The sequence below is a fragment of the Kribbella ginsengisoli genome, assembly GCF_039537185.1.
Taxonomy (GTDB): Bacteria; Actinomycetota; Actinomycetes; order Propionibacteriales; family Kribbellaceae; genus Kribbella; species Kribbella koreensis.
Genome location: NZ_BAABAA010000009.1, coordinates 168,432 through 189,297, shown reverse-complemented (window position 1 = coordinate 189,297; position 20,866 = coordinate 168,432). Strand labels below are relative to the sequence as shown.

General features: G+C 68.7%; 20 protein-coding genes. 10 read left to right on the top strand and 10 right to left on the bottom strand.

The window, feature by feature from the left end; translation table 11 throughout:
* The first annotated feature begins 19 nt into the window (after positions 1–19).
* On the top strand, positions 20–637 hold the full coding sequence (locus tag ABD768_RS29880) for an HAD family hydrolase (RefSeq protein WP_343965793.1): 618 nt from the start codon (positions 20–22) through the stop codon (positions 635–637).
* On the opposite strand, the gene ABD768_RS29875 is transcribed toward ABD768_RS29880, so the two are convergent.
* Positions 634–1,800, bottom strand: coding sequence for a hypothetical protein (locus ABD768_RS29875; protein ID WP_343965791.1), 1,167 nt, complete (start codon positions 1,798–1,800; stop codon positions 634–636). The two genes, ABD768_RS29880 and ABD768_RS29875, sit on opposite strands and share 4 nt — an antisense overlap.
* Before the next feature lie 3 nt (positions 1,801–1,803).
* The gene (locus ABD768_RS29870) at positions 1,804–3,171 is read right to left on the bottom strand and encodes a C39 family peptidase (protein WP_344846227.1); all 1,368 of its coding nucleotides are present in this window, start codon (positions 3,169–3,171) and stop codon (positions 1,804–1,806) included.
* Positions 3,172–3,355: 184 nt separating this feature from the next.
* Here ABD768_RS29870 and def point away from each other — a divergent pair, with 184 nt between their 5' ends.
* From def to ABD768_RS29850, 4 genes are read left to right on the top strand one after another with little or no spacing between them, the layout of a single operon-like run.
* On the top strand, positions 3,356–3,904 hold the full coding sequence (def, locus tag ABD768_RS29865) for a peptide deformylase (protein ID WP_343965786.1): 549 nt from the start codon (positions 3,356–3,358) through the stop codon (positions 3,902–3,904).
* Complete coding sequence (gene fmt, locus ABD768_RS29860) at positions 3,901–4,842, top strand: methionyl-tRNA formyltransferase (protein WP_344846224.1); 942 nt, start codon at positions 3,901–3,903, stop codon at positions 4,840–4,842. Before def ends, fmt begins: the two co-directional genes overlap by 4 nt.
* The gene (locus tag ABD768_RS29855) at positions 4,839–6,224 is read left to right on the top strand and encodes an RsmB/NOP family class I SAM-dependent RNA methyltransferase (RefSeq protein WP_343965782.1); all 1,386 of its coding nucleotides are present in this window, start codon (positions 4,839–4,841) and stop codon (positions 6,222–6,224) included. Before fmt ends, ABD768_RS29855 begins: the two co-directional genes overlap by 4 nt.
* A gap of 37 nt (positions 6,225–6,261) precedes the next feature.
* A complete protein-coding gene (locus ABD768_RS29850; RefSeq protein WP_343965780.1) occupies positions 6,262–7,257 on the top strand; it encodes a DMT family transporter in 996 nt (331 codons plus the stop codon).
* Here ABD768_RS29850 and ABD768_RS29845 read toward each other — a convergent pair.
* Both ABD768_RS29845 and ABD768_RS29840 read right to left on the bottom strand, forming a co-directional pair.
* Complete coding sequence (locus tag ABD768_RS29845; RefSeq protein ID WP_344846221.1) at positions 7,241–7,900, bottom strand: hemerythrin domain-containing protein; 660 nt, start codon at positions 7,898–7,900, stop codon at positions 7,241–7,243. The two genes, ABD768_RS29850 and ABD768_RS29845, sit on opposite strands and share 17 nt — an antisense overlap.
* A 69-nt stretch (positions 7,901–7,969) precedes the next feature.
* Positions 7,970–8,953 carry a DMT family transporter gene (locus ABD768_RS29840; RefSeq protein ID WP_425558459.1) on the bottom strand — a complete coding sequence of 328 codons (984 nt, stop codon included), beginning with the start codon at positions 8,951–8,953 and terminating at the stop codon, positions 7,970–7,972.
* 168 nt (positions 8,954–9,121) lie between these two features.
* Between ABD768_RS29840 and ABD768_RS29835 the strand changes: the two genes are divergently transcribed.
* The 5 genes from ABD768_RS29835 (at position 9,122) to ABD768_RS29815 (ending at position 15,744) form a co-directional block, all read left to right on the top strand.
* Entirely contained in the window at positions 9,122–10,312 is a 1,191-nt protein-coding gene (locus ABD768_RS29835) for a cysteine desulfurase-like protein (RefSeq protein WP_344846217.1), read from the top strand.
* A gap of 1 nt (position 10,313) precedes the next feature.
* The gene (locus ABD768_RS29830) at positions 10,314–11,351 is read left to right on the top strand and encodes a hypothetical protein (RefSeq protein WP_344846215.1); all 1,038 of its coding nucleotides are present in this window, start codon (positions 10,314–10,316) and stop codon (positions 11,349–11,351) included.
* Between the two features lie 38 nt (positions 11,352–11,389).
* A complete protein-coding gene (locus ABD768_RS29825; protein ID WP_344846213.1) occupies positions 11,390–13,036 on the top strand; it encodes an alpha-amylase family protein in 1,647 nt (548 codons plus the stop codon).
* Between the two features lie 102 nt (positions 13,037–13,138).
* Positions 13,139–14,464: an ROK family transcriptional regulator gene (locus ABD768_RS29820; protein WP_344846211.1), complete on the top strand. Its 1,326-nt coding sequence runs from the start codon at positions 13,139–13,141 to the stop codon at positions 14,462–14,464.
* Positions 14,464–15,744 (top strand): glycoside hydrolase family 125 protein, encoded by a 1,281-nt coding sequence (locus ABD768_RS29815; protein ID WP_344846209.1) that lies wholly within the window; start codon positions 14,464–14,466, stop codon positions 15,742–15,744. Before ABD768_RS29820 ends, ABD768_RS29815 begins: the two co-directional genes overlap by 1 nt.
* Here ABD768_RS29815 and ABD768_RS29810 read toward each other — a convergent pair.
* The 6 genes from ABD768_RS29810 to ABD768_RS29785 all read right to left on the bottom strand — a co-directional run bounded on the left by ABD768_RS29810 (position 15,737) and on the right by ABD768_RS29785 (position 20,824).
* A complete protein-coding gene (locus ABD768_RS29810) occupies positions 15,737–16,582 on the bottom strand; it encodes an ABC transporter permease (protein ID WP_344846207.1) in 846 nt (281 codons plus the stop codon). The genes ABD768_RS29815 and ABD768_RS29810 overlap by 8 nt on opposite strands.
* Positions 16,572–17,498 (bottom strand): ABC transporter ATP-binding protein, encoded by a 927-nt coding sequence (locus ABD768_RS29805; RefSeq protein ID WP_344846205.1) that lies wholly within the window; start codon positions 17,496–17,498, stop codon positions 16,572–16,574. The genes ABD768_RS29810 and ABD768_RS29805 overlap by 11 nt, the downstream gene beginning before the upstream one ends.
* Positions 17,499–17,579: 81 nt before the next feature.
* Positions 17,580–18,200 carry an NAD(P)-dependent oxidoreductase gene (locus tag ABD768_RS29800; RefSeq protein WP_344846203.1) on the bottom strand — a complete coding sequence of 207 codons (621 nt, stop codon included), beginning with the start codon at positions 18,198–18,200 and terminating at the stop codon, positions 17,580–17,582.
* A 64-nt stretch (positions 18,201–18,264) separates the two neighbouring features.
* Positions 18,265–18,930, bottom strand: coding sequence for a response regulator (locus ABD768_RS29795; RefSeq protein ID WP_344846201.1), 666 nt, complete (start codon positions 18,928–18,930; stop codon positions 18,265–18,267).
* Positions 18,931–18,998: 68 nt separating this feature from the next.
* The gene (locus tag ABD768_RS29790; protein ID WP_425552064.1) at positions 18,999–19,589 is read right to left on the bottom strand and encodes a response regulator; all 591 of its coding nucleotides are present in this window, start codon (positions 19,587–19,589) and stop codon (positions 18,999–19,001) included.
* 83 nt (positions 19,590–19,672) lie between these two features.
* Positions 19,673–20,824, bottom strand: a complete 1,152-nt coding sequence (locus tag ABD768_RS29785; protein ID WP_344846199.1) for a sensor histidine kinase — start codon at positions 20,822–20,824, stop codon at positions 19,673–19,675.
* Positions 20,825–20,866: the final 42 nt, after the last annotated feature.

The window sequence follows — 20,866 nt, the reverse complement described above, 5'->3', positions numbered from 1 at the left end:
CGTTTCGTAGGGTGGCGGTATGAGTGAGCGGAGCATTGATGATGTGGTGTTCGATATCGGTGGGGTGTTGCTGGACTGGAACCCTGAGCACCTGTACCGCGAGCTGATCCCCGACGCCGGGCAGCGTGAGCACTTCCTGACCAAGGTCGCCACCCCCGAGTGGAACCTGCAGATGGACGCCGGCCGCAGCTGGGCCGAGGCGGTCGCCGAGCTGAGTTCGCTGCACCCGGAGCACGCGGAGTGGATCGAGGCGTACGACACCGGCTGGCTCAAGATGGTCGACGGCCTGATCGAGGACACCGCCGCCCTGCTCACCGAACTGCGGGCGCAGGGCATCCCGACGTACGCGCTGACGAACTTCTCGGCGGAGAAGTGGGAGATCGCCAAGCAGGCGTTCCCGATCCTGGCCGGCTTCACCGGTGAGGTCGTCTCGGGCACCGAGCAGACGATCAAGCCCGACGAGAAGATCTACCGCATCCTGCTCGAGCGCTACGACCTCGACCCGGCCCGCAGCTTCTACACCGACGACAAGGACTACAACATCGTCGCCGCCCGCGCGGTCGGCCTCGACGCCGAGGTCTTCACCGACGCCGCCACTCTCCGCCAACAGCTCAGAGAGCGCGGCCTGCCGGTCTAGGCGGTGGTCACCTGAAGAGCCTCGGTGTACTTCGAGCCCGCACCGAGGTGGGCGACCTCGAAGATGAGGTTGCCGTCCTGGCAGGTGGGCGGGGTGACGGCAGCGTCCGGGGGAGTGGCGTAGACGCGCTGCGGGCGGGCCAGCCCCGGCTGCCAGCGTTGCAGCTGGAAGCGCTCCACGCCCTCCGTGACCGTCCGTACCTCCCAGTGAATCCAGTTGCCACAAGCAACGATGGTGTCGGTGACGATCGGCCCGAGCGACCGGGCCGATCCGCCGGCCGTCTCCCGGACGTATGCGGTGCTCTGGTACTGATCCGGATCCGACGCGCCGATCTCCGACCAGACGGTTGCCCCGCGCAATGAAGCGCCGCTCCACTGGATGCAGTTCTTGGCCGCCACGACAGGTTTGGCCGTGCCACCGGCCAGCGGCGCAGTCAGCAGCCGCTTGCACCGCCGGGTCGTCTGCGGCGCGGTGATCTCGCTGAAGGTCACCGAGTCGGCCGACACGACCGGGTCCGCGACGTATCCCGGATCGGCCACGCAACTGACCGTGCGCGCCTTCAGTGACGCCAGCTCGGCGATCACCAGGCAGGACCTGCGCTTCGCGTCGGTACTGCTGTAGGCGAAGGTCCCACCGGCCGCCCCGATCTCCGGCTCGGAGATCCGGGGGAGCGCTTTGTGCGAGGCCAGATCGACGGACTTCCCAGTGCTCAGGTCGTACCGGTACGCCCGGATCTGCGGGTCCGGTCCGTCGTCGCGGATGTCCTCGATCAGCGCCCACCGGTCATCGATCACCACCGGCGACTGCGCGACGAAGCCAGTCGGCGGCACGTGCTTGACGACGATCCGCTTGCTCGCCCGGTCCGTCACGGTCGTGACGCCGGCGTCGTCGCTGCCGCGGGTGACCAGGTACTTCCGCTGCTGGGTGACAACATGCTGACCGTCGACAGGCTGCTGCAGAATCTTGGTCAATCGAGGTGGCCCGGCCGGCGTGGGCGGGATGCTCGGCGAGCTCGGCGTACTGTCCGGGCTCGACGGGGTCTGGGTGTTGCCCGGCGTACCGGTTGTGGTCGGGGGAGCGCTCTGCGGTTGGTCCGACGAGCAGGCGCTGACGAGCAGCGCCAGCCCGGCGAAGACCGCGACAGGGGCGAGTGTTCGACGCATCGCCTACAGGCCGATGTTCTGGAAGGTGTTGGCCAAGGTCGCGTTGAACATCGCCGAGGCGGGGATGTTCTTCGGCCCGTTGGTCGTATTGCCGCGGCTGTTGAAGCGGCGCTCGTTGAACACCTCGTAGATGGCGATCGTGCCCTTGTTGGCGTCGTAGCCGCGGCCGACCTGGTAGTGGCCGCTGTGGTTGAACGCCAGGTAGGGGAAGTACCGCTTCAGCAGCTGTACGTGCTCGATCACCGGCGCCGGCTTGGCGTCGCCGAGGTGGTTGCGGTGCACGTCGAAGAACTTCTGGGTGTTCCAGTGGCCGACGTTCTGGACGATGTACGTGCCCGCCGCGAGGTCCCAGTTCGTCTTCAGGTTGGTCTGCTTGACCATCGACGAGATCCCGGTGCCGGAGCTGGACGCGCCGAGGTCCTTGGCCCAGGACGACTGGGTGTCCTTCTGGTTGTCGTCGGCCCAGTCGATCGACTGGAAGGTCGCCGGGCCACACCAGTAGCCCTTGTCCTGCGAGGTGGCGTAGCCCTTCATGATGTACGACGAGGACGGCAGCTTCACCGGTACGGACACCGGCGGCTTCGGCTTCGGCTCACCGGGCGAACCGGGCGTCGTCGACACCGGCGGTGTCGGAGTCGGGGTAGGCGTCACGGTCGCCGCGGTCGTGGGGGCCGTGGTGTCATCCGTAGTACCGGCCGGTACGTCGAGTTCGCGCAGCGAGCGAGCCTTCGCGCGGCCTTCCCACGCCGCCTTCATCTCGTCGAGCTCCTCGTCCAGCCGGGCGTTGTCCGAGAGCGAGGACCGCTCGGTCACGAAATCGGCCGGCGACAACGCCCCGGTCGCGATGTCCTGCTCGGCGTCACCGTCCGCGCTCCGGCTGCCGATCGCGGGCTCGGGCGCGGAGGTCATCGCGCTGAGCTGCGCACCACTCGGCAGTTGGTCGACGAAGCCCAGTCCGAGGCAGTAGTTCTCGGTCTCGAGCTTGAAGCACCGCATCACCTGCTTGCTCCGGTCCGCGAGAGCGGTTGCCCGCAGCATCGACGACTCCGGCGCCGTGCGGATCACCTCCTGCACGACCTCGGTCCATGAGTTGGCCGTCGGCGGCTCGCTGACCGGGTCACCCGCCGGCCACCTGTCGTCCGGGGCGGTGGGAGCGGTCGGGTCGGGCTCAGGGTCGATCGTCGGAGTACTGGTCGGCTCCACGGTCGGAGTAGTCGTAGGGACCGTGGTCGGCGCCGCGCTGGGGCCGGTCGTGGGCGCTGCCATCCCTGAGTCCGGCTCGGCCGGCGTGTAGGCGGCGGCCAGTGGGGCTTGAGCTATCAGGGCGCCGAGCAGGATCAGTCCGGCTGCCCCCCGTGTGGCTGTGGGCATTGTGGTCTCCCGAGAGGCGTGTGACGGTTGTGACTGTAGGTACGCCTGAGACCACAGTACGTGCTTGTGGCAACAATGTGGAGGGGGGTGGTCGCTGTCAGCGACCGAGGGCGGCTTGCAGGGGGCAAGCGGGGCGACCACTAGACTTGTCCGGTCCCCCTTCGGTGAGTGCTGTGGAGTTTGCGTGTCGGTCCAACCCATCCGTCTGTTCGGCGATCCCGTCCTGATCACCAAGGCCGACCCTGTCGTCGACTTCGACGCAGAGCTGCGCCGGCTGGTCGCGGACCTGACCGACACCATGCAGGACGCTCCCGGCTCGGGCCTGGCCGCGCCGCAGATCGGCGTCGGTCTGCGCGTTTTCACGTACTTCGTCGAGGGCGAGCTCGGCCACCTGGTCAACCCGGAGCTGAGCCTGTCGGCCGAGGAGCAGTTCGGGCCCGAGGGCTGCCTGTCACTGCCCGGCCTGACCTTCGACTGCCGCCGCGCGATGGGCGTCGTCGCCCGAGGCTTCAACATGTACGGCGAGCCGGTGGTGATCGAGGGGTCCGACCTGCTCGCCCGCTGCATCCAGCACGAGACGGACCACCTGGACGGCGTACTGTTCGTCGACCGGCTGGACACGCTCACCCGGAAGGCCGCGATGAAGGCGATCCGCGAGGCCGAGTGGTCCGGGCTGTCCGGTCCGCCGCAGGTCAAGGTCTCCCCGCACCCCATGAACGGATTCGGCCTGTGAGAGTAGTTTTCGCCGGCACCCCCGAGGTGTCCGTCACCGCGCTCCGCGCGATCGTTGCCAGCAGCCACGAGCTGGTGGCCGTGGTCACCCGGCCGGACGCCACGGCGGGTCGAGGCCGCAAGCTGATCGCCTCGCCGGTCGCCCAGTACGCCGAGGAGCTCGGCATCGAGGTGCTCAAGCCGGTCAAGCCGAGCGACCCGGAGTTCCTCGCCAGGCTGGCCGAGATCGCGCCGGACTGCTGCCCGGTCGTCGCGTACGGCGGGTTGCTCCCGCAGGCCGCGCTCGACATCCCGCCGCACGGCTGGATCAACCTGCACTTCTCCGTACTACCGGCCTGGCGTGGCGCCGCGCCGGTGCAGCACTCGATCATCTCCGGCGACGACGTCACCGGCGCCAGCACCTTCCGGATCGTCAAGGCGCTCGACGCGGGGCCCGTGTACGGCGTACTGACTGAGCCGATCGGGCCGAAGGACACGTCCGGAGACCTGCTCGCCAGGCTTGCGGAGTCCGGCGCCAAGCTGCTCGTCGACACCCTCGACGGCATCGAGGCCGGCGCCCTGGTGGCCGTCGAGCAGCCGGCCGACGGCGTCACGCTGGCGCCGAAGATCAACGTCGAGGACGCCGAGCTGGACTTCACCGCGCCGGCGCAGCGCGTCGACCGGCTCGTGCGTGGGTGCAACCCGGCGCCGGGTGCGTGGACGACGTTCCGTGGCGAGCGGCTGAAGGTGCTCGACGTCGACCTGACCGCGGAAGACGACCTCAAGCCCGGCGAGCTGCGCGCGACCAAGTCGAGTGTCGAGGTCGGTACCGGCAGCAAGGTGCTGAAGCTCGCCACCGTCCAGCCGCAAGGCAAGAAGCCGATGGCCGCCGCCGACTGGGCCCGCGGCGTACGGATCACCGCCGAAGACCTCCTCGGTCCGGAATCGAAGGCAGAGTGAGCGACCGCAGTCCTCGCAACCGCGCACCGCAGCGCCGTCCCGACCGGGTCCGGCAGGTTGCCTACGAGGTGATCCGGCAGGTCACCTCGCAGGACGGCTATGCGAACCTCGCCCTCAACAAGGCCCTGCGCGACCAGAAGCTGAGCGGCCGCGACGCTGCCTTCTGCACGGAACTCGTGCACGGCACGCTGCGCTGGCAGGGCACGTATGACGCGATCCTCGCCGGCAACGTCTCCAGGCCACTCGCCGAGCTCGACCCCGAGCTGCTCGATCTGCTCCGCCTTGGCACGCACCAGCTGCTGCGGATGCGCGTCGACTCCTACGCAGCGGTCAACGAGATGGTCACCCTGACCCGCGCCGTGTCCGGCCAGAGTCGCAGTGGCTTGGTCAACGCGGTACTGCGCAAGGTCAGCCAGCGCACGTTCGACCAGTGGATCGTCGATGTCGCCCCACATTCCGACGACGACCTCTTCGGGTTCCTGTCGATCGCGAAGGCGCATCCCCGCTGGATCGTCGAGGCCTTCGCCGACGCGCTCCACACGGACGGCTATGAGCTGGACGAGCTGCTGGACGCCGACAACGAGCCACCACGGGTGACGCTGGTGGCACGGCCCGGCCTGGCCGAGGTGGACGACCTGATCGAGTCCGGAGCGACCAGAGCGCAGTACTCGCCCTATGCCGCCGTACTGCAAGGTGGAGGCGACCCCGGCAAGATCTCGGCCGTCTCTGCCGGGCGCGCTGGAGTGCAGGACGAAGGGTCGCAGTTGGTCGCCACTGCGCTCGCAATGGCGCCACTGGAGGGCAGGGATGCCAAGTGGCTCGACCTGTGCGCCGGACCGGGCGGTAAGGCCGCTTTGCTCGCGGCGATCGGTCGCCAGCGGGGCGCAGCGATCACAGCGGTAGAGCCGCTGCCGCACCGTGCGGAACTGGTTCGCTCCAACCTCCGTGCTGTGCCTGGAAACCACCAGGTGCTGGTCGGCGACGGCACCAAGCCGACCTGGCCGGAAGGCTCGTACGACCGGGTGCTGGCCGACGTGCCCTGCAGTGGGCTCGGTGCTCTGCGGCGACGCCCGGAGGCGCGCTGGCGTCGTACTCCGGAGGACGTGGCCGAGCTGCGTCCGCTGCAGGAGCAACTGCTCGACTCGGCGATCGCCTCTGTCCGCAAGGGCGGCGTGGTCGCGTATGTGACCTGCACCCCGCACCTGATGGAGACGCGGGAGGTTGTGGACGCAGTACTGGCGAAGCGCGGCGACGCCGTGCTGGAGGACGCCCGCGGGCTCCTGCCGGACGTACCGTCGCTGGGGGAGGGGCCGGACCTGCAGCTCTGGCCGCACATTCACGGCACCGACGCGATGTACCTGGCGCTCATCAGACGGACCTGATGTCAGGTGTGTGACGCCGAACGGTCATGATGGGGTAGTGACCGCAACCGAGATCCGCCCTGCCCGGAGTGTCCAGCAGCACCAGTTCATCGGGCTCACGGCGGCTTTCGGCATCGGGATGCTGTTCGCGATCCAGTCCCGGCTGAACGGCGAGCTCGGCCAGGTGCTCGGCGACGGCGTACCGGCCGCGCTGATCTCCTTCGGTAGCGGGCTCGTCGTCCTGCTGGCCGGCTGCGCGGTGATCCCGCCGATACGCCGGTCGGTGGGGAGGGTCTGGCGAACCATCAGGACGCCTGCTGATGGCGGCGGACTGCTCAGGTGGTGGCAGTGCATCGGTGGACTCGCCGGTGCGTTCCTGGTCGCCATCCAGTCGATCACGGTGTCGGTGATCGGCGTAGCAGTCTTCATAGTCGCCGTAGTGGCTGGGCAGGCCGTCAGTAGCTTGGTAGTGGACCGGCTGGGCTTCGGCCCGGCCGGACGCCAGGCCTATACGCCACTGCGGATAGTGGGTGCAGTGTTGGCGACGGCGGCCGTAGTACTGGCTGTGTCCGATCGGTTGCACCACCCGTCCGGTCTACTGCTCGCACTGCTCCCCGCACTGGGTGGGGTTTTCACTGCCGTGCAGCAAGCCATCAATGGCCGAGTGGCCCAAACTGCGTCCGGCGACGCCTCCGGAGCGATCGCGGCCGGGGTGATCAACTTCCTGGTCGGCTTCGCCGCGTTACTGGTCGTCTTCTTCGTCGACCTGCTGGTCCGCGGTACGCCGAACAGCCTGCCGTCCAACCCCTGGCTGTACCTCGGGGGCATGTGCGGCGTCATCTTCATCAGCGCGGCAGCCGCCGTCGTCCGGATCGTCGGCGTGTTCGTGCTCGGCCTCGGCACCATCGCCGGTCAGCTGATCGGCAGCCTCTTCATCGACCTGTTCGTGCCGGCCTCCGACCAGGAGGTCACCCTCCCCGTCGTCGCCGGAACCCTGCTCGCCCTCGTCGCGGTGATCGTCGCGGCCCTGCCCAACCTCAGGAAGAGCGCCTGATCAGCCGGACGTAGCCGTCGTAGGTGCGGCGGCCGACGACCTTCCAGAGCACCCGGACCGGTGCCGGGATCCGCTTCAGGAAGTCCCGCTCCTCCTCCGGCGAGCACTCCTCGAGGATCATGCCGAGGAACAGCAGCCGCTTGCGCTTGTCGTCGATCGACTTCGCGCCGCGCTCGCCCAGCCTGTTCCACTGCTCGGCGGTCAGGTACTGGCGGACCAGCGGCAGGATCTCCTGCTCCTCCTCGCCCATGTGCTCTTCGAGGATCACCGCTGCCTGCCTGACCGCGGTCGCGAGCGCGTCCCGATCGGCCTGGTTCGCCGTGGCCGCCCAGGCCGGGGCGAGCTTGTCGATCTGGTCGAGCGCGATGGACAGTGCGGCGTGCTGACCCTCCATCCGATGGATCAGGTCCGCCTCGAGCGACGCCTTCTCCAGCAGCGGCGGCCAGAGCAGGTCGTCCTCGCCCTCGTGGTGGTGATGCAGCGACGCCACGAGGTCGGTCAGGTGCTCGCCGACCAGCGCCGCGCGCTCGGTGTCGCCCACGGTCACGTGGCCGATCAGGTCGGGCAGTAGCCCGAACTCGCGCCGGAAGACGCGATGGACGATCACCATCTCGTGCGTGTCAGGTACTGCGGTCGTGCTCATGCTTTCCTCCCCGGTACGCCGGGCGCTCGCGCCGGAAGGTCTCCCCCCGACCGGCGCGGCCCAGCGTTTTCACGGTACCGGAGCGGGTTCCGGCTCAGCAGCGATTTTCGGCCGCTTGCGCGATCGGACCGTACTGACGACCCCTTGGGACACCGCGACCCCGGCCAGCACGATCACCGCGCCGACCGGCTGGTACCAGGTGAGGTGCTCGTCCAGCACGAGCACGCCGGCCACGATCGCGAAGATCGGCATGATGTACGTGACCATCGACGTCATACTCGCGCCGATCAGCCGGATCTGCCGCAGGTTCAGCACGAACGCTACTCCGCTGCCGAGCGCGCCGAGGGCGATCACGCTGCCGATCGCCTGGAGCGAGAGCGACGACGGCGCCGGCGGGGCGTGACCGGTCAGGATCGGGGCCGCGATCGCGAGCTGGACCGTCGAGCAGATCAGCAAAGTCGCCGACAGCGCGGTCCCGGACAGGTTGCTGCCGGCAATGAACCGCTTCTGGTACGGGATGGCGACGCCGTACGACACCGCGGCCGCCATGCAGAACAGCTGGCCGGTCAGGTCCGAGCCGCCGTGCAGCTGCCATGCGCCGAGCACCACCATCATGCCGGCGAAACCGATCAGCAGGCCGAGAACCCGTTGCAGCGTGAACCTCTCGGTCCGGAACACCCAGACGGCGATCGGCAGCACGACCAGCGGGGTGATCCCGTTCCAGATCCCCGCGAGCAACGACGGCACGCGCTGTTCGCCGTACCCGAACAAGGTCCAGGGAATGGCCGAGCCGATCGCCGCGGCGACGAAGTTGTGCGCCCAGACCCGCGGCGACCGGGGCAGCGCCTCACGCTTGACCGCCAGGATCGTGAGCAGCACCAGCGACCCGGCGATCACCCGCCCGAGCGCGAGGTACGCCGGATGCAGCTCGCGCACCCCGACCGAGATGAACAGGAAGCTGCAGCCCCAGATGGCGCCGAGCAACAACATGGTCGGCAACCAGGACCGGACGGGCGGCTTGTCAGGAGTCGAGAGGGTGCTCACTCCTGACATCCTGCATCATCCCACCGACAATTTCGCCTTCCTGCCCGCAATTGGGCAACCATGCGCAACCCCGCACAATCCGTCACCCTGCGGCCACCAGAGCCGAGCCCCGGCTGATAGGAGGCGACGACACTCGCCGGCCGGGTTTCGGTCGGTGGTTCGGGGCAGGATGGCGGCATGGCTTTCGATGTGGATGCTGTCCGCAAGCAGTTTCCGGCGTTGGGTGAGGGGGCCGCGCACTTCGACGGGCCCGGTGGGTCGCAGACGCCGCAGGTGGTGGCTGACGCGGTGGCGGCGACGATGGTGTCGGCGCTGGCCAACCGTGGGCAGGTGACTGCTGCCGAGCGCCGGGCTGACGCGATCGTGGTGGGCGCGCGGCAGGCGATGGCTGATCTGCTGGGGACCGATCCGGGCGGCATCGTCTTCGGCCGGAGCATGACGCAGCTGACCTACGACTTCGCGCGTACGCTCGCCAAGAACTGGGGGCCGGGGGACGAGGTGATCGTCACCCGCCTCGACCACGACGCGAACATCCGGCCGTGGGTGCAGGCGGCCGAGGCGGCCGGCGCGACGGTCAAGTGGCTCGAGTTCGATCCGGTGACCTCGGAGCTGGACGACATCGCGCCGCTGCTCTCGTCGCAGACCCGGCTGGCCGCGGTGACGGCGGCCTCCAACCTGATCGGCACCCGCCCGGACATCGAGGCGATCGCGACGCTCGTCCACGACGCCGGCGCGCTGGTGTACGTCGACGGCGTCCACCTGACCGCGCACTCGCCGATCGACGCGTCCTTCGCCGACTTCTACGCCTGTTCGCCGTACAAGTTCTTCGGCCCGCACTGCGGAGTGCTGTCGGCCGCGCCGGGCCTGCTCGAGGATCTCCACCCCGACAAGTTGCTGCCGGCAACTGACAACGTGCCGGAGCGGTTCGAGTTCGGCACCCTGCCGTACGAGTTGCTGGCCGGCACGACCGCCGCCGTCGACTTCATCGCGGGTCTCGGGGGAGTGGCGACCGGTGACCGCAGAGAGCGCTTACTGGGTTCGCTGGCCCTGGTGGAGGAACACGAGGACGCCCTGCGCGACGACCTCGAGAACCGGCTGACCGCGATCGACGGGATCACGTTCTACGGGCACGCGCAGCGGCGTACGCCGACGTTGTTGTTCTCCGTCGACGGCTGGGAGTCGCGTGCCGTCGCCGCCAAGCTGGCCGAGTCGGGCATCAATGCGCCGGCCGGATCCTTCTACGCGCTGGAGGCATCCCGCCGTCTCGGCCTCGGCGACACCGGCGCGGTCCGCGTCGGCCTGGCGCCGTACACGCATCAATCCGACGTTGACCGCCTGGTCGAAGCGATCGAAACCCTGGGGACCTGACATGCACCTCGCCCGCCGCCTGCTCCTCGCCGCACTCGCCCTCACCGCCATCGCAACCCCGGCATCCCTCGCCACCGCCGGCACGACAGGCGCCACCGGCACGACCGCGGCTTCTGATCCAGCGCGGGCCGAGCTGCGCGGAATCGTCGAGAACGTCGTCGGAGCAACCGGCAAGCGGTACGCCGCGAAGGACGATGCCGGCCACGTGATGGACACCGTCAAGATCATCCAGGACACCACCGGCGGCTACCTGGCCGTCTCGCACCACATGGCGAGCGACGGCCATTTCCGGGTCAACCTCGCCACCTCGACCGACCTCCTCACCTGGCACTGGGTCCGCGAACTCGCCGGCAGCAACACCGGCCCCGCTTCCCAACCGACCATCGCCCAGGCATCCAACGGCGGCTTCGTGATGGCGTGGGAGCAGGAGCAACCCGGCGGCGGCAACAACCACCTGGCCTTCCGGTACTTCGCCAACCGCGCCGACCTGCTGGCCGGCCGGGTGACCCGCTCCTTCGACGCGCCCCGCCGCCTCTCGACCTGCGCCGAGGGCACCCCGAACATCTACGGGATCACGCTCTCTCCGGACATCGACCACTCGACGATCGACCTCGGCGGCCACTACTGGTGGAACTGCGACCGCGACCGCCAGCAACGCGGCCGACTGACCAACTTCAACTCCTGGACGACGTCGGCCCAGCCGAACTTCGACAACGCGCTGCTGTACTGGAACGTCGGCGGCAACATCGGCGACCGCGACCAGGTCAGCTTCCGCGGCTACAGCTTCGGCCTGATCGAGGGCCAGTACACCAAGGGCGACTTCGGCTCCTGGCGCACCTTCGTCTACGACTACCAGACCGGCAACGCCGACCGTACGACGATCCGCACCGACGCCGGCAGCACCGCCTTCGCCAACCCGACCATCACCGCCCTCCGAGCCCCGAACGGCCAGCCGGCCCTGGTGATGACGCTCTTCATCCCGAGCGAAGGCGCCGGCGCCGGGGAGTCCGGCGAGCTGATCTATTACAAGACGTACTAAATCAACTCGATGGGGTAAATCTGGGTAAGCTCTTTCCCGTGAAAGAGCCGACCCAGGTCTTCATCCAGCCCACCCCCACGGACGACCTCCTCGCCGCGTCCCCAGCGGCTGGCCGCTGGGCGGTCGCTGGAGTAGAGGTCGCCTGGACGCCAGCTGGTTCGACTCCGCCCTCCACTGCCGCAGCCTCAGCCCTCCTCCCCGCCGCGCCCGCAGCCGCAGGCGGCGCGGTGCTGGTGACCGCCGCAGGCGGCATTTCGCGAGTAGCGCTGCGGTGGGATGAGCCGGTGTCGGCCGAGGCGCTCATCCTCGGGGATGCGTGGGAGCGGTCGTACGGGGATCTGCAGTGGCGCCACCTCCAGCCTGAGCGGTTCCTCCCCTGGTACTGGCTCGCTCATGATCAGAAGACCGGCAAGACCGAAGGCGCCGGCGTCGACGTGCACCCCGGCGCCTTCTGTTCCTGGACCGTCGACCAGACCGGCTTCACCCTCTGGCTCGACCTCCGCAACGGCGGCGGCCCGACCCACCTCGGCGGCCGCCAGCTGAAGGCAGCAACGGTCCGCCGCTTCGAAGACGCCGGTACGCCGTGGCGCACCCTCCATTCGGCCGTCGAAGCAATGAGTACGGCCATCACCCCACGAGACATCGGCCCCGTCGTCGGCGCCAACAACTGGTACTACGCCTACGGCGAAGGCTTCGACGAGAAGGCGGTACTGCAAGACGCCGCAACCGTCGTCGAACTGGCCGACGGCCACCCCGTCAAACCCTTCAGCGTCGTCGACGACGGCTGGAACCCCGGCGGCAACGGCTCGGGCGGCCCCTGGGAGAGCGGTATCTCCGGCCTCTTCGACGACCTGCCCCGAACAGCCCAAGCGATCAAAGACCTAGGCGCCCGGCCAGGCCTCTGGTTCCGCCCACTCCTCTCCCGTGAAGACGGTCCGTGGCGTCGCCAAGGCCAGTCCGACGGCTTCGGCCGGGCCCTCGACCCGACGTACCCGGAAGTCCTCGACCTCCTCCGAGCCGACCTCCGCCGCTTCAAGGACTGGGGCTTCGAGCTCGTCAAACACGATTTCAGCAGCTACGACCTGTTCGGCCGCTTCGGCCCGGCGATGGGCGCCCACCTCACCGACGACGGCTGGCAGTTCCACGACACCACCCGTACCACCGCCGAGATCATCCTCGACCTGTACGCCGAAATCCGCACCGCCGCCGACGACCTCGTCCTGATCGGCTGCAACACCGTCGGCCACCTGGCCGCCGGGCTCGTCGACGTGCAGCGCACCGGCGACGACACCTCCGGCCGCGACTGGGAGCGGACCCGCAAGATGGGCGTCAACTCACTCGCCTTCCGCCTGCCCCAGCACCGAAGGTTCTTCACCGTCGATGCTGACTGCGTGCCCTGTACGCCGCAGACCCCCTGGGAACTCAATCGCCAGTTCCTCGACCTCGTCGCCAGGTCGGGGAGCGCTCTGTTCGTCTCTGTCGACCCGGCAGCCAGGACGCCGCGGACAGACCGTGATCTTGGCGACGGTATACGGTTGGCGCTCAGTGGTGGCAACGCCGCGGATGGTGGGATCGAGCCGCTCGACTGGCTGGTGAACACCACGCCGACCGCCTGGCGGGCCGGCACCGGCACGGTTCGCTACGACTGGTCGCGCCCCTGGGGCGCGGACCCAGCCGCGGGCTGAAGCGTGGCGCAGGGGCCAGCGGTCCGCCGCCAGTGGGTGAGGGCCGGCGGAGCAGGGGTGTGGGGGGCAGGGGTGCGTGGGGCAGTGGAGACAGGGGGAGTGGTGAGCAGCGACCAGCCGCCGGCCGTAGTACGCCGGGGTACCAATCTCGATCGCGTGGGTGGCTTCAACGACACGGTGGTGCTGGATGCGATCCGGCGAGCCGACGAACGGCTGAGCCGGGTCGAGATCGCGGCCGCCACCGGACTGTCCGGGCAGGCCATCTCCAACATCACCCGCCGATTGCTCGACGCCGGCCTGGTCCGCGAGGCCGGCCGGCAGAAGAGCGCCGGCCTCGGCAAACCGCGCACCCTCCTCGAACTCGAGCCCACCGGCCAGTACGCCGTCGGTGTGCACCTCGACCCGGCCGTCGTCACCACGGTCGTGCTCGATCTGACCGGGCAGGTCGTCGCCCGCCGCCGAGCGGAGACACCGGCGTCCGACGATCCCGACGTACTCATTGCGGGAATCGCTGCCACAGTCGAGCAGGTCATCGCCGAAGCCGGCGCGCCGCGTGAACGCGTGGTCGGCGTCGGCATCGCCGCGCCCGGGCCGATCGACGTCGAGCGCGGCGTCGTGGTGAACCCGCCGAACCTGAGCGCCTGGCATCTGGTTCCGTTGCGCGACACCCTGCGCGTGCTGACCGGCCTGCCGGTCCTGCTGGACAAGGACGTCACCGCCGCGGCGTCTGCCGAGAAGTGGGCCGGCGGCCCGAACGGTCGTGGCAGTTTCGTCTTCTTCTACCTCGGTACCGGGGTAGGCGCCGGCCTGGTGATCGGCGACGAGGTGGTCCGCGGTTCGAGCAGCAACGTCGGCGAGATCGGCCACGTGATGGTCGATCCCGACGGCCCGGTGTGTTTCTGCGGACGCCGCGGCTGTGTCGGCGAGACCAGCCAGCCACGCTATCTCGTCCAGCAAGGGATCCACGCCGGAGTACTTGCCAAGGGCATCGATCTCGACGACCGGCACGCCGTCGACGTCGCCTTCGCCGAACTGTGCGACCAGGCTGCGGCGGATGCCGACCTGCCCGGCGGCAAGGTGGCGCGCGAGCTGATCGCCGCGCTGGCCGAGCGGATCGCCAAGGTGGTCGAGGACATCGCCAACCTGCTCGACCTGGAACGCGTCGTGTTCGGCGGCCCGCACTGGGACCAGCTCGCGCCCTTCTTCGACGAGGCCGTCCGGGCCGCGCTGGAAGAGCGCTTCCTGGTTCGCTCCGTCCATCCTTTCGCCGTCACCGGGACCGCGCTCGGCGCGGACGTCGGTGCGGTCGGCGCCGCCAGCCTGGTGCTCGACCACACGTTCTCTCCCAACCCCTCAGTGCTCCTGCTCGGACCCGCAGAGAGCGCTCCATCTGTCGTAGTCGGGTCCGCTGAAAGGTTGATGTCTTGATGACCGGTATCGATCCCGAGGTACTCGCCCGTGCCACCGAGAAGGTCCGCCAGGCGACCGGCGACCAGGTGATCGCGGACATGTTCCACCGGTCGATGGCGGAGAACCTGCCCGCCGTCGCGGAACGGCTGCCGGACGGTACGACGTTCGTGCTGACCGGTGACATCCCCGCGATGTGGTTGCGTGACTCCGCCGCCCAGCTGCGGCCCTACCTGGTGCTCTGCGCCGACGACCCGGCGCTGCAGGACGTGCTGATCGGCGTCCTGCACCGGCAGCTCGAGTACATCGCTCTCGACCCGTACGCGAACGCCTTCAACAAGACGGCGAACGGCGCCGGCCACACCACCGACGAGACCGAGATGTCGCCGTGGGTGTGGGAACGCAAGTACGAGATCGACTCGCTGTGTTACCCGATCGAGCTGGCCTACCGGCTGTGGCGGATCACCGGCCGCAAGGACGTCATCGACGACCGCTTCCGGGTGGCGGCGGTCGCGGCTCTCGAAGTACTGGAGACCGAGCGGGACCATGACGCCAAGTCGCCGTACCGGTTCCAGCGGCACGACGATCGGCCGAGCGACTCGCTCATCCGCGACGGTCTCGGGCAGCCGACTCAGCGGACCGGCATGTCATGGAGCGCTTTCCGGCCGAGTGACGACGCGACCGAGCACGGGTTCAACGTGCCCGGCAACATGTTCGCCTCGGTCGTCCTCGGTTACCTGGAGGCGATCGCGAGCGAGGTACTCGACGATGCCGCGCTCGGCGATCGCGCCAAGGAGCTCAAGGCCACCATCGACGACGGGATCGCGCAGTTCGGCACGGTCGACCACCCGACGCTCGGCCGGGTCTACGCCTACGAGGTGGACGGCACGGGGGAGCGGTTGCTGATGGACGACGCGAACATGCCAAGCCTGCTGTCGGCGCCGATGACGGGGTTCGCCGCGGCCGATGATCCGACGTACCTGGCGACCCGTTCGCTGCTGCTCAGCCCGGAGAACCCGTACTACTACAGCGGTACTCATGGTGCCGGGATCGGCAGCCCGCACACTCCGCCGGACCACATCTGGCCGATCGCGCTGGCCGTCCAGGGCCTGACCAGCACGTCGGCCGACGAGCGGCAGCAGCTGCTCGAACTGCTGCGCGACACCACTGGCGGGACCGGGCAGATGCACGAGTCCTTCCACACCGACGACCCGGCCAACTTCACCCGCGAGTGGTTCTCCTGGGCCAACGCGATGTTCTGCGAGCTGTGCCTCAGCCACGCGGGGCTCAAGCTCAGCTGACGTCCCGGCGCCGGGTGGTGACGACGGCCAGTACGACGAAGACGGCGGCGTAGCCGAGTACGGTCAGGAGAGCGCGATCTCCCGACACGGCATCCCGTACTCCGGGAGGCGCGTCCGCCGAACTCATCCCCGTCACGCTGAACACCAGCGCTCCGGCGTTGGTACCCGGCAGCGCGTCGGACAGGACGTGGAGATCGGGGAGCAGGCTGTTGACCACCCCGGCCAGCAGCGTCTCGATCCCGAGGATCCACACGACACCGAGCCCGATCGGCAGGGCAACGTTGCGGAAGGCAACGGCTAGTAACGCGCCGGCCAGGCACCAGGAACTGAGGACGAGCCAGCCGCCGCCCAGTCCTTTGAGCAGGGCGCCGGCGCTCGGCCAGTCCATCGGCGCGTTCTCGGCCGCGGCGATCCCGATACTGCACAGGGCGCAGGCGGCGAAGATGCCGAGCACCCAGACGGCCAGCATGGTCAGCAGGCCGAGCAGTTGACCGCCGAGCAGGGTGCCGCGGCCGGGGCGCTGGGTGAGGATGGTCTTCAGCGTTCCCCAGGTGTACTCGCCGCCGACCACGATCGCGCCGAGGACCAGAGCGAGCGCTCCCGCGAAGACCGGGAAGCCGCCGATCGTGTTGTCCATCACGCGCTCCGGCAGGACTCCGCGGAGTACCTCGGCGCGGGGGACGCCGTTGGTCTGCGGGTTGTCGTCGCCGGTCACATAGCCGAGGTAGGGCAGGAGGTACCCGAAGATCAGGCTCAGGACGAGGCCGGCTCCGAACAGCACCCAGACGGCGGATCGTTTGCGGAGCTTGAGCAGCTCGGCGCGATAACTACCCAGCATGGGTCTTCTCCTTGTCCGTGGTCGTGGTCAGCTCGAAGAAGACGTCCTCGAGAGCGCGTTCTGTGCTGTGCAGCTCGGAGACCGCGATCCCGGCGTCGACCAGCAGGCGGTTCACCTCAGCGGCGCGGTCGGGCGCGACCTTGACCCGCAGCGTTTCGTCGTACAGGTGGACAGCGGCGGCGCCGAGCGCCTCGATGAGGAGCGAGCGAGCGTTCTCTCGGGGTGTCGCCCGGATCACCAGCTCCTGCTCGGTCCGTAGCTCGTCGACGGTGTGCTCGGCGACCATCCGGCCTTCGCTGATGATGCCGACGCGGTCGCAGATCTGCTGTACCTCACCGAGCAGATGACTGGACAGCAGGACGGTCCGGCCGTCCGCGCCGAGCTCGCGGATGAGCCGGCGCATGTCGCGCATGCCGGCCGGGTCGAGACCGTTGGTCGGTTCGTCGAGGATGACCAGCTCGGGATCCTTGAGGAGAGCCGCGGCGACACCGAGTCGCTGCTTCATGCCGAGCGAGTACGTCGAGAAGCGGTCGCGGGCTCGGTCGGCCAGGTCGACGAGGGCGAGTACTTCGTCGATGCGGGGGCGGGGCACGTCGGCGTACTCGGCGAGAACGCGGAGATTGTCGAGCCCGGAAAGGTACGGATAGAAGGCGGGCGACTCGATCATCGAGCCGGTCCGGGCGAGCACCTGTGCCTGGCCGGGCGCGCCGCCGAGCACGCGGACCGTACCGCTCGTCGGACAGATCAGACCGGTCAGGATCCGCAGCGTGGTGGTCTTGCCGGCGCCGTTGGGCCCGAGAAAGCCATAGACCTCACCGGGCAGGACAGTCAGATCGACACCGTCGACAGCCAAGGTGTCGCCGTAGCGTTTGGTCAGGCCCGAGACCTCGACCAGCGGAGCAGCAGTTGCGTTCATGCCTAAGACAGTGCCGGTCAGGGCATGCTCGCCGCGTCGCCCACCGGGAGTGACCGCGGCTACCTCACGAGGAGTAGAGAACTACCTCGCGACAGTAGGTGTCGCCTTGATCCATTCGCGTTTGTCGAGCTCCCCGACGATGAACCGCGCCAGCTCCGCACGACTCACCTGCGAACCACCCTTGGGTGTCGCGGCATCCTGGACCCGATAGTCGCCGGCCGGTTCCTCATCGACCAGCCGCGTCGGCCGAACCAGCGTCCACTCGAGATTGCTCGCCCGTACGATCTCCTCCAGCCGCGCCATGTCGCCGTACTGCTCGCGCATCAGCGTCCGGGCGGCCAATCGGTACCAGAGCGGGAAACTCGGATCGTCGTGCCGTACTCCGGCGGAGGTGATCGCGATCAGTCGATCTACTCCGGCTGACTCCATCGCGGCCACCAGCGATCGCCCGCCCTCTGAGTACAGCCCAAGCGCTCGCCGACCCGGTGCACCCACCGCGCTCACCACCGCGTCCTGTTCCGCGACTGCCGCTTGCACGCTGGCCGCGTCGCGGATGTCGGCCGCGACCACCCGCACTCCGTCCAGCGTCACCTTCGCCGGATCGCGTACCGCCGCTGTCACCTCATGCCCGGCCGACCTGGCCTCCTCAACAATCTGCCGCCCGGTGCCACCACCGGCCCCGAAGACCGTCACCTTCGCCACCCTCACCACTCCTCATCACGAACACCGTTCGACCAACGAACAGTGTACGTCAGGTAGTGAGGGGTCAGCCGAGCCAGCCTGGACGGACGAGGCCGGTCTGGTAGGCCATGACCACGAGCTGGGCCCGGTCGCGGACGCCCAGTTTCACCATCGCGCGGCTGACGTGGGTCTTGGCGGTGGCCGGGCTGAGCACAAGCCGCTGGGCGATCTCGTCGTTGGAGAGGCCCTCTCCGACCAGAGCGACGATCTCCCGCTCGCGATCCGTCAGTACATCAAGCTCTTTGCTCGCATGCGGCTGCCGGCTCCTACTTGCAAACTCGGCAACCAGCCGCCGGGTCACGCCAGGGGAGAGCAAGGCATCGCCCCGGGCAACCACCCGAACAGCCTGCAGCAACTCAACCGGCTCAGTGTCCTTGACCAGGAACCCACTGGCCCCGACCCGAAGCGCCTCGAACACGTACTCGTCCAGGTCGAAGGTCGTCAGGATCACCACGTGGACCTCGGAGAGCGCTTCCTCGGCGCCGATCAACTTGGTCGCCTCGAGCCCGTCCATCCCCGGCATCCGGATATCCATCAACACGACGTCCGGCTTCTCCGCTTTGGCCAGCTCGAACGCCGCGGCCCCGTCGGCAACCTCGCCGACCACGGTGATGTCGTCCTCCGCATTCAGCAAAGACCGAAACCCCGCCCGCACCAACGCCTGATCATCAGCCAGCAACACCCGGATCATGCGCCCACGCTAGAGCATCCGCCGGTCAGGGCCGGTTTGGTCGACGAGGCGGTGTGGCTGCCGGCGGTTCAGGCGAGGCCGGCGTCGTGGGCGAGGAGGGCGATCTGGGTGCGGTTGCCGAGTTCGAGCTTGCCGAGGATGTGCGAGATGTGCGCCTTCACCGTCGCTACGCTCATGTACAGCTCGGTCGCGATGTCCGCGTTCGCCTTGCCCTGCGCGACCGCCAGCATCACGTCGTACTCCCGCGGCGACAACCGAGCGAACGCCTCCTGGGCCCGCGTATGCGCATCAGCCTGGGTAGCAGCCTGATCCATCAACCGCCGCGTGATGGCCGGCGACAGAATCGGATCACCCGCCGCCACCCGCCGCACCGCCTCGACGATCCGCGCCGGCGGCGTGTCCTTCAACAGAAACCCACTGGCCCCGGCGCGCAACGCGTGCAGCACGTTCTCATCGGTATCGAAGGTCGTCAGCACGATCACCTCCGGCGGGTTCTTCCGCGCCCGCAACCGCCGCGTCGCGACGATCCCGTCCACCCGCGGCATCCGCAGATCCATCAGCACCAGATCCGGAAAATGTGCATCGACCGCCCCCGGCACCTCGTCCCCATCAGCAGCCTGAGCGACCACCGAGATCCCGTTGGCCCCGTCCAGCATCATCTCCAAACTGGCCCGCACCAACGCATCGTCATCAACCACCAACACCCGAATCGTCTCGCTCACATCGGCCACCGTAGCGGGACTCACAGCGGCCACGGGAGTGACGCTTCCAGCCGGAAGCGGCCGTCGGGTGCGCGGCCGTGGTCAAGCGTTCCGCCTGCGAGGTGCACGCGCTCGGTCAGCCCGACCAGCCCGGTACCGCTCCCCGGCGCGAGCGGCACCCCGTTCCCGCTCGGGTTGCTGAGCTCGATCCGCAACGACTCACCAGGCTTACCGTCGACGACCAGCGTGACAGGATGCCCGGCCGCATGCTTGCGCGCGTTCGTCAGCCCTTCCTGCACCACCCGGTACGCCGTCCGCCCGGTTGCCGGTGGCAACGATTCTGCCGCGGCGACGGTTTCGGCGTACCGGATCTCCGTACCTGCATCCCGCGACTCAGCCACCAGCCCAGCAAGATCCCCGAACGTCGGCTGCGGTCGCCCACCCGGAAGCTCGTCGATCTCGCTGTCGCGCAGCACACTGATCACCTCGCGCAACTCTTCCAGCGCCTGATGCACCCCAGTCCGAATCACCCCGGCAGCCTTCGCAAGCTTCTCCGGCGAAGAATCCGGACGGTACTCGAGCGCCCCGGCATACGTAGCAAGCAACGACAGTCGATGCGCCAGCACGTCATGCATCTCGCGCGCCATCTTCGTCCGCTCCAACGTCCGCGCCTCAGCGACCCGCCGCCCTTGCTCGTTCTCAGCCCGGAGAGCGCGCTCTCGCAGCGAATTGAGCAATTGCCGGCGGGCCTGCATCCACTGTCCCCAGCCCAGCAGTGCGGCATGGACGGCGACGTCCAGCACGATGAACCAGCCCAGATCGAGCCCATTGATCGGCCGCCAGAGCTCTTGAACAAAGTGGCCGACAACACCGGCCGCAGCCACAAGCGCGGCCGTCTTTACCGGACGACGCTGCGCGACGGTCAACGTGCCGACCGTCGACGGCGGTGTCGCGGCGGGGGAGAGCATCGCCAACGCAGCCTGCGCCAGCGCCCCCTGCACCGGGTATCGCCCAAGCACCGGAATGAGGCCACAAGCAACAATCCCGACCACGACATCGAGAGCCAACCACCCCGGCTGCAGATCTCCCGCCTGCCGCCCGAAGATCGTCATCCCCGACAGCGCCCCGACAGCAGTCACCGCAATGACGTTGGCCCAGCGATCACGCCCGGACGCCGCGCAGATCTCCTCCATGCCGCCGACCATAAGCCGCCCCGCTCCGACCCACCACCGACC

Coding starts and splice junctions, on each gene's coding strand:
- ABD768_RS29790 (WP_425552064.1), bottom strand. CDS start 19,589: ATGATGCTGGACGGGGCCAACGGGATCTCGGTGGTCGCTCAGGCTGCT.
- ABD768_RS29795 (WP_344846201.1), bottom strand. CDS start 18,930: ATGATCCGGGTGTTGCTGGCTGATGATCAGGCGTTGGTGCGGGCGGGG.
- ABD768_RS29840 (WP_425558459.1), bottom strand. CDS start 8,953: ATGTCAGGAGTGAGCACCCTCTCGACTCCTGACAAGCCGCCCGTCCGG.
- ABD768_RS29870 (WP_344846227.1), bottom strand. CDS start 3,171: ATGCCCACAGCCACACGGGGGGCAGCCGGACTGATCCTGCTCGGCGCC.
- ABD768_RS29805 (WP_344846205.1), bottom strand. CDS start 17,498: ATGAACGCAACTGCTGCTCCGCTGGTCGAGGTCTCGGGCCTGACCAAA.
- ABD768_RS29835 (WP_344846217.1), top strand. CDS start 9,122: ATGGCTTTCGATGTGGATGCTGTCCGCAAGCAGTTTCCGGCGTTGGGT.
- ABD768_RS29875 (WP_343965791.1), bottom strand. CDS start 1,800: ATGCGTCGAACACTCGCCCCTGTCGCGGTCTTCGCCGGGCTGGCGCTG.
- ABD768_RS29815 (WP_344846209.1), top strand. CDS start 14,464: ATGACCGGTATCGATCCCGAGGTACTCGCCCGTGCCACCGAGAAGGTC.
- ABD768_RS29830 (WP_344846215.1), top strand. CDS start 10,314: ATGCACCTCGCCCGCCGCCTGCTCCTCGCCGCACTCGCCCTCACCGCC.
- ABD768_RS29845 (WP_344846221.1), bottom strand. CDS start 7,900: ATGAGCACGACCGCAGTACCTGACACGCACGAGATGGTGATCGTCCAT.
- ABD768_RS29880 (WP_343965793.1), top strand. CDS start 20: ATGAGTGAGCGGAGCATTGATGATGTGGTGTTCGATATCGGTGGGGTG.
- ABD768_RS29810 (WP_344846207.1), bottom strand. CDS start 16,582: ATGCTGGGTAGTTATCGCGCCGAGCTGCTCAAGCTCCGCAAACGATCC.
- ABD768_RS29785 (WP_344846199.1), bottom strand. CDS start 20,824: ATGGAGGAGATCTGCGCGGCGTCCGGGCGTGATCGCTGGGCCAACGTC.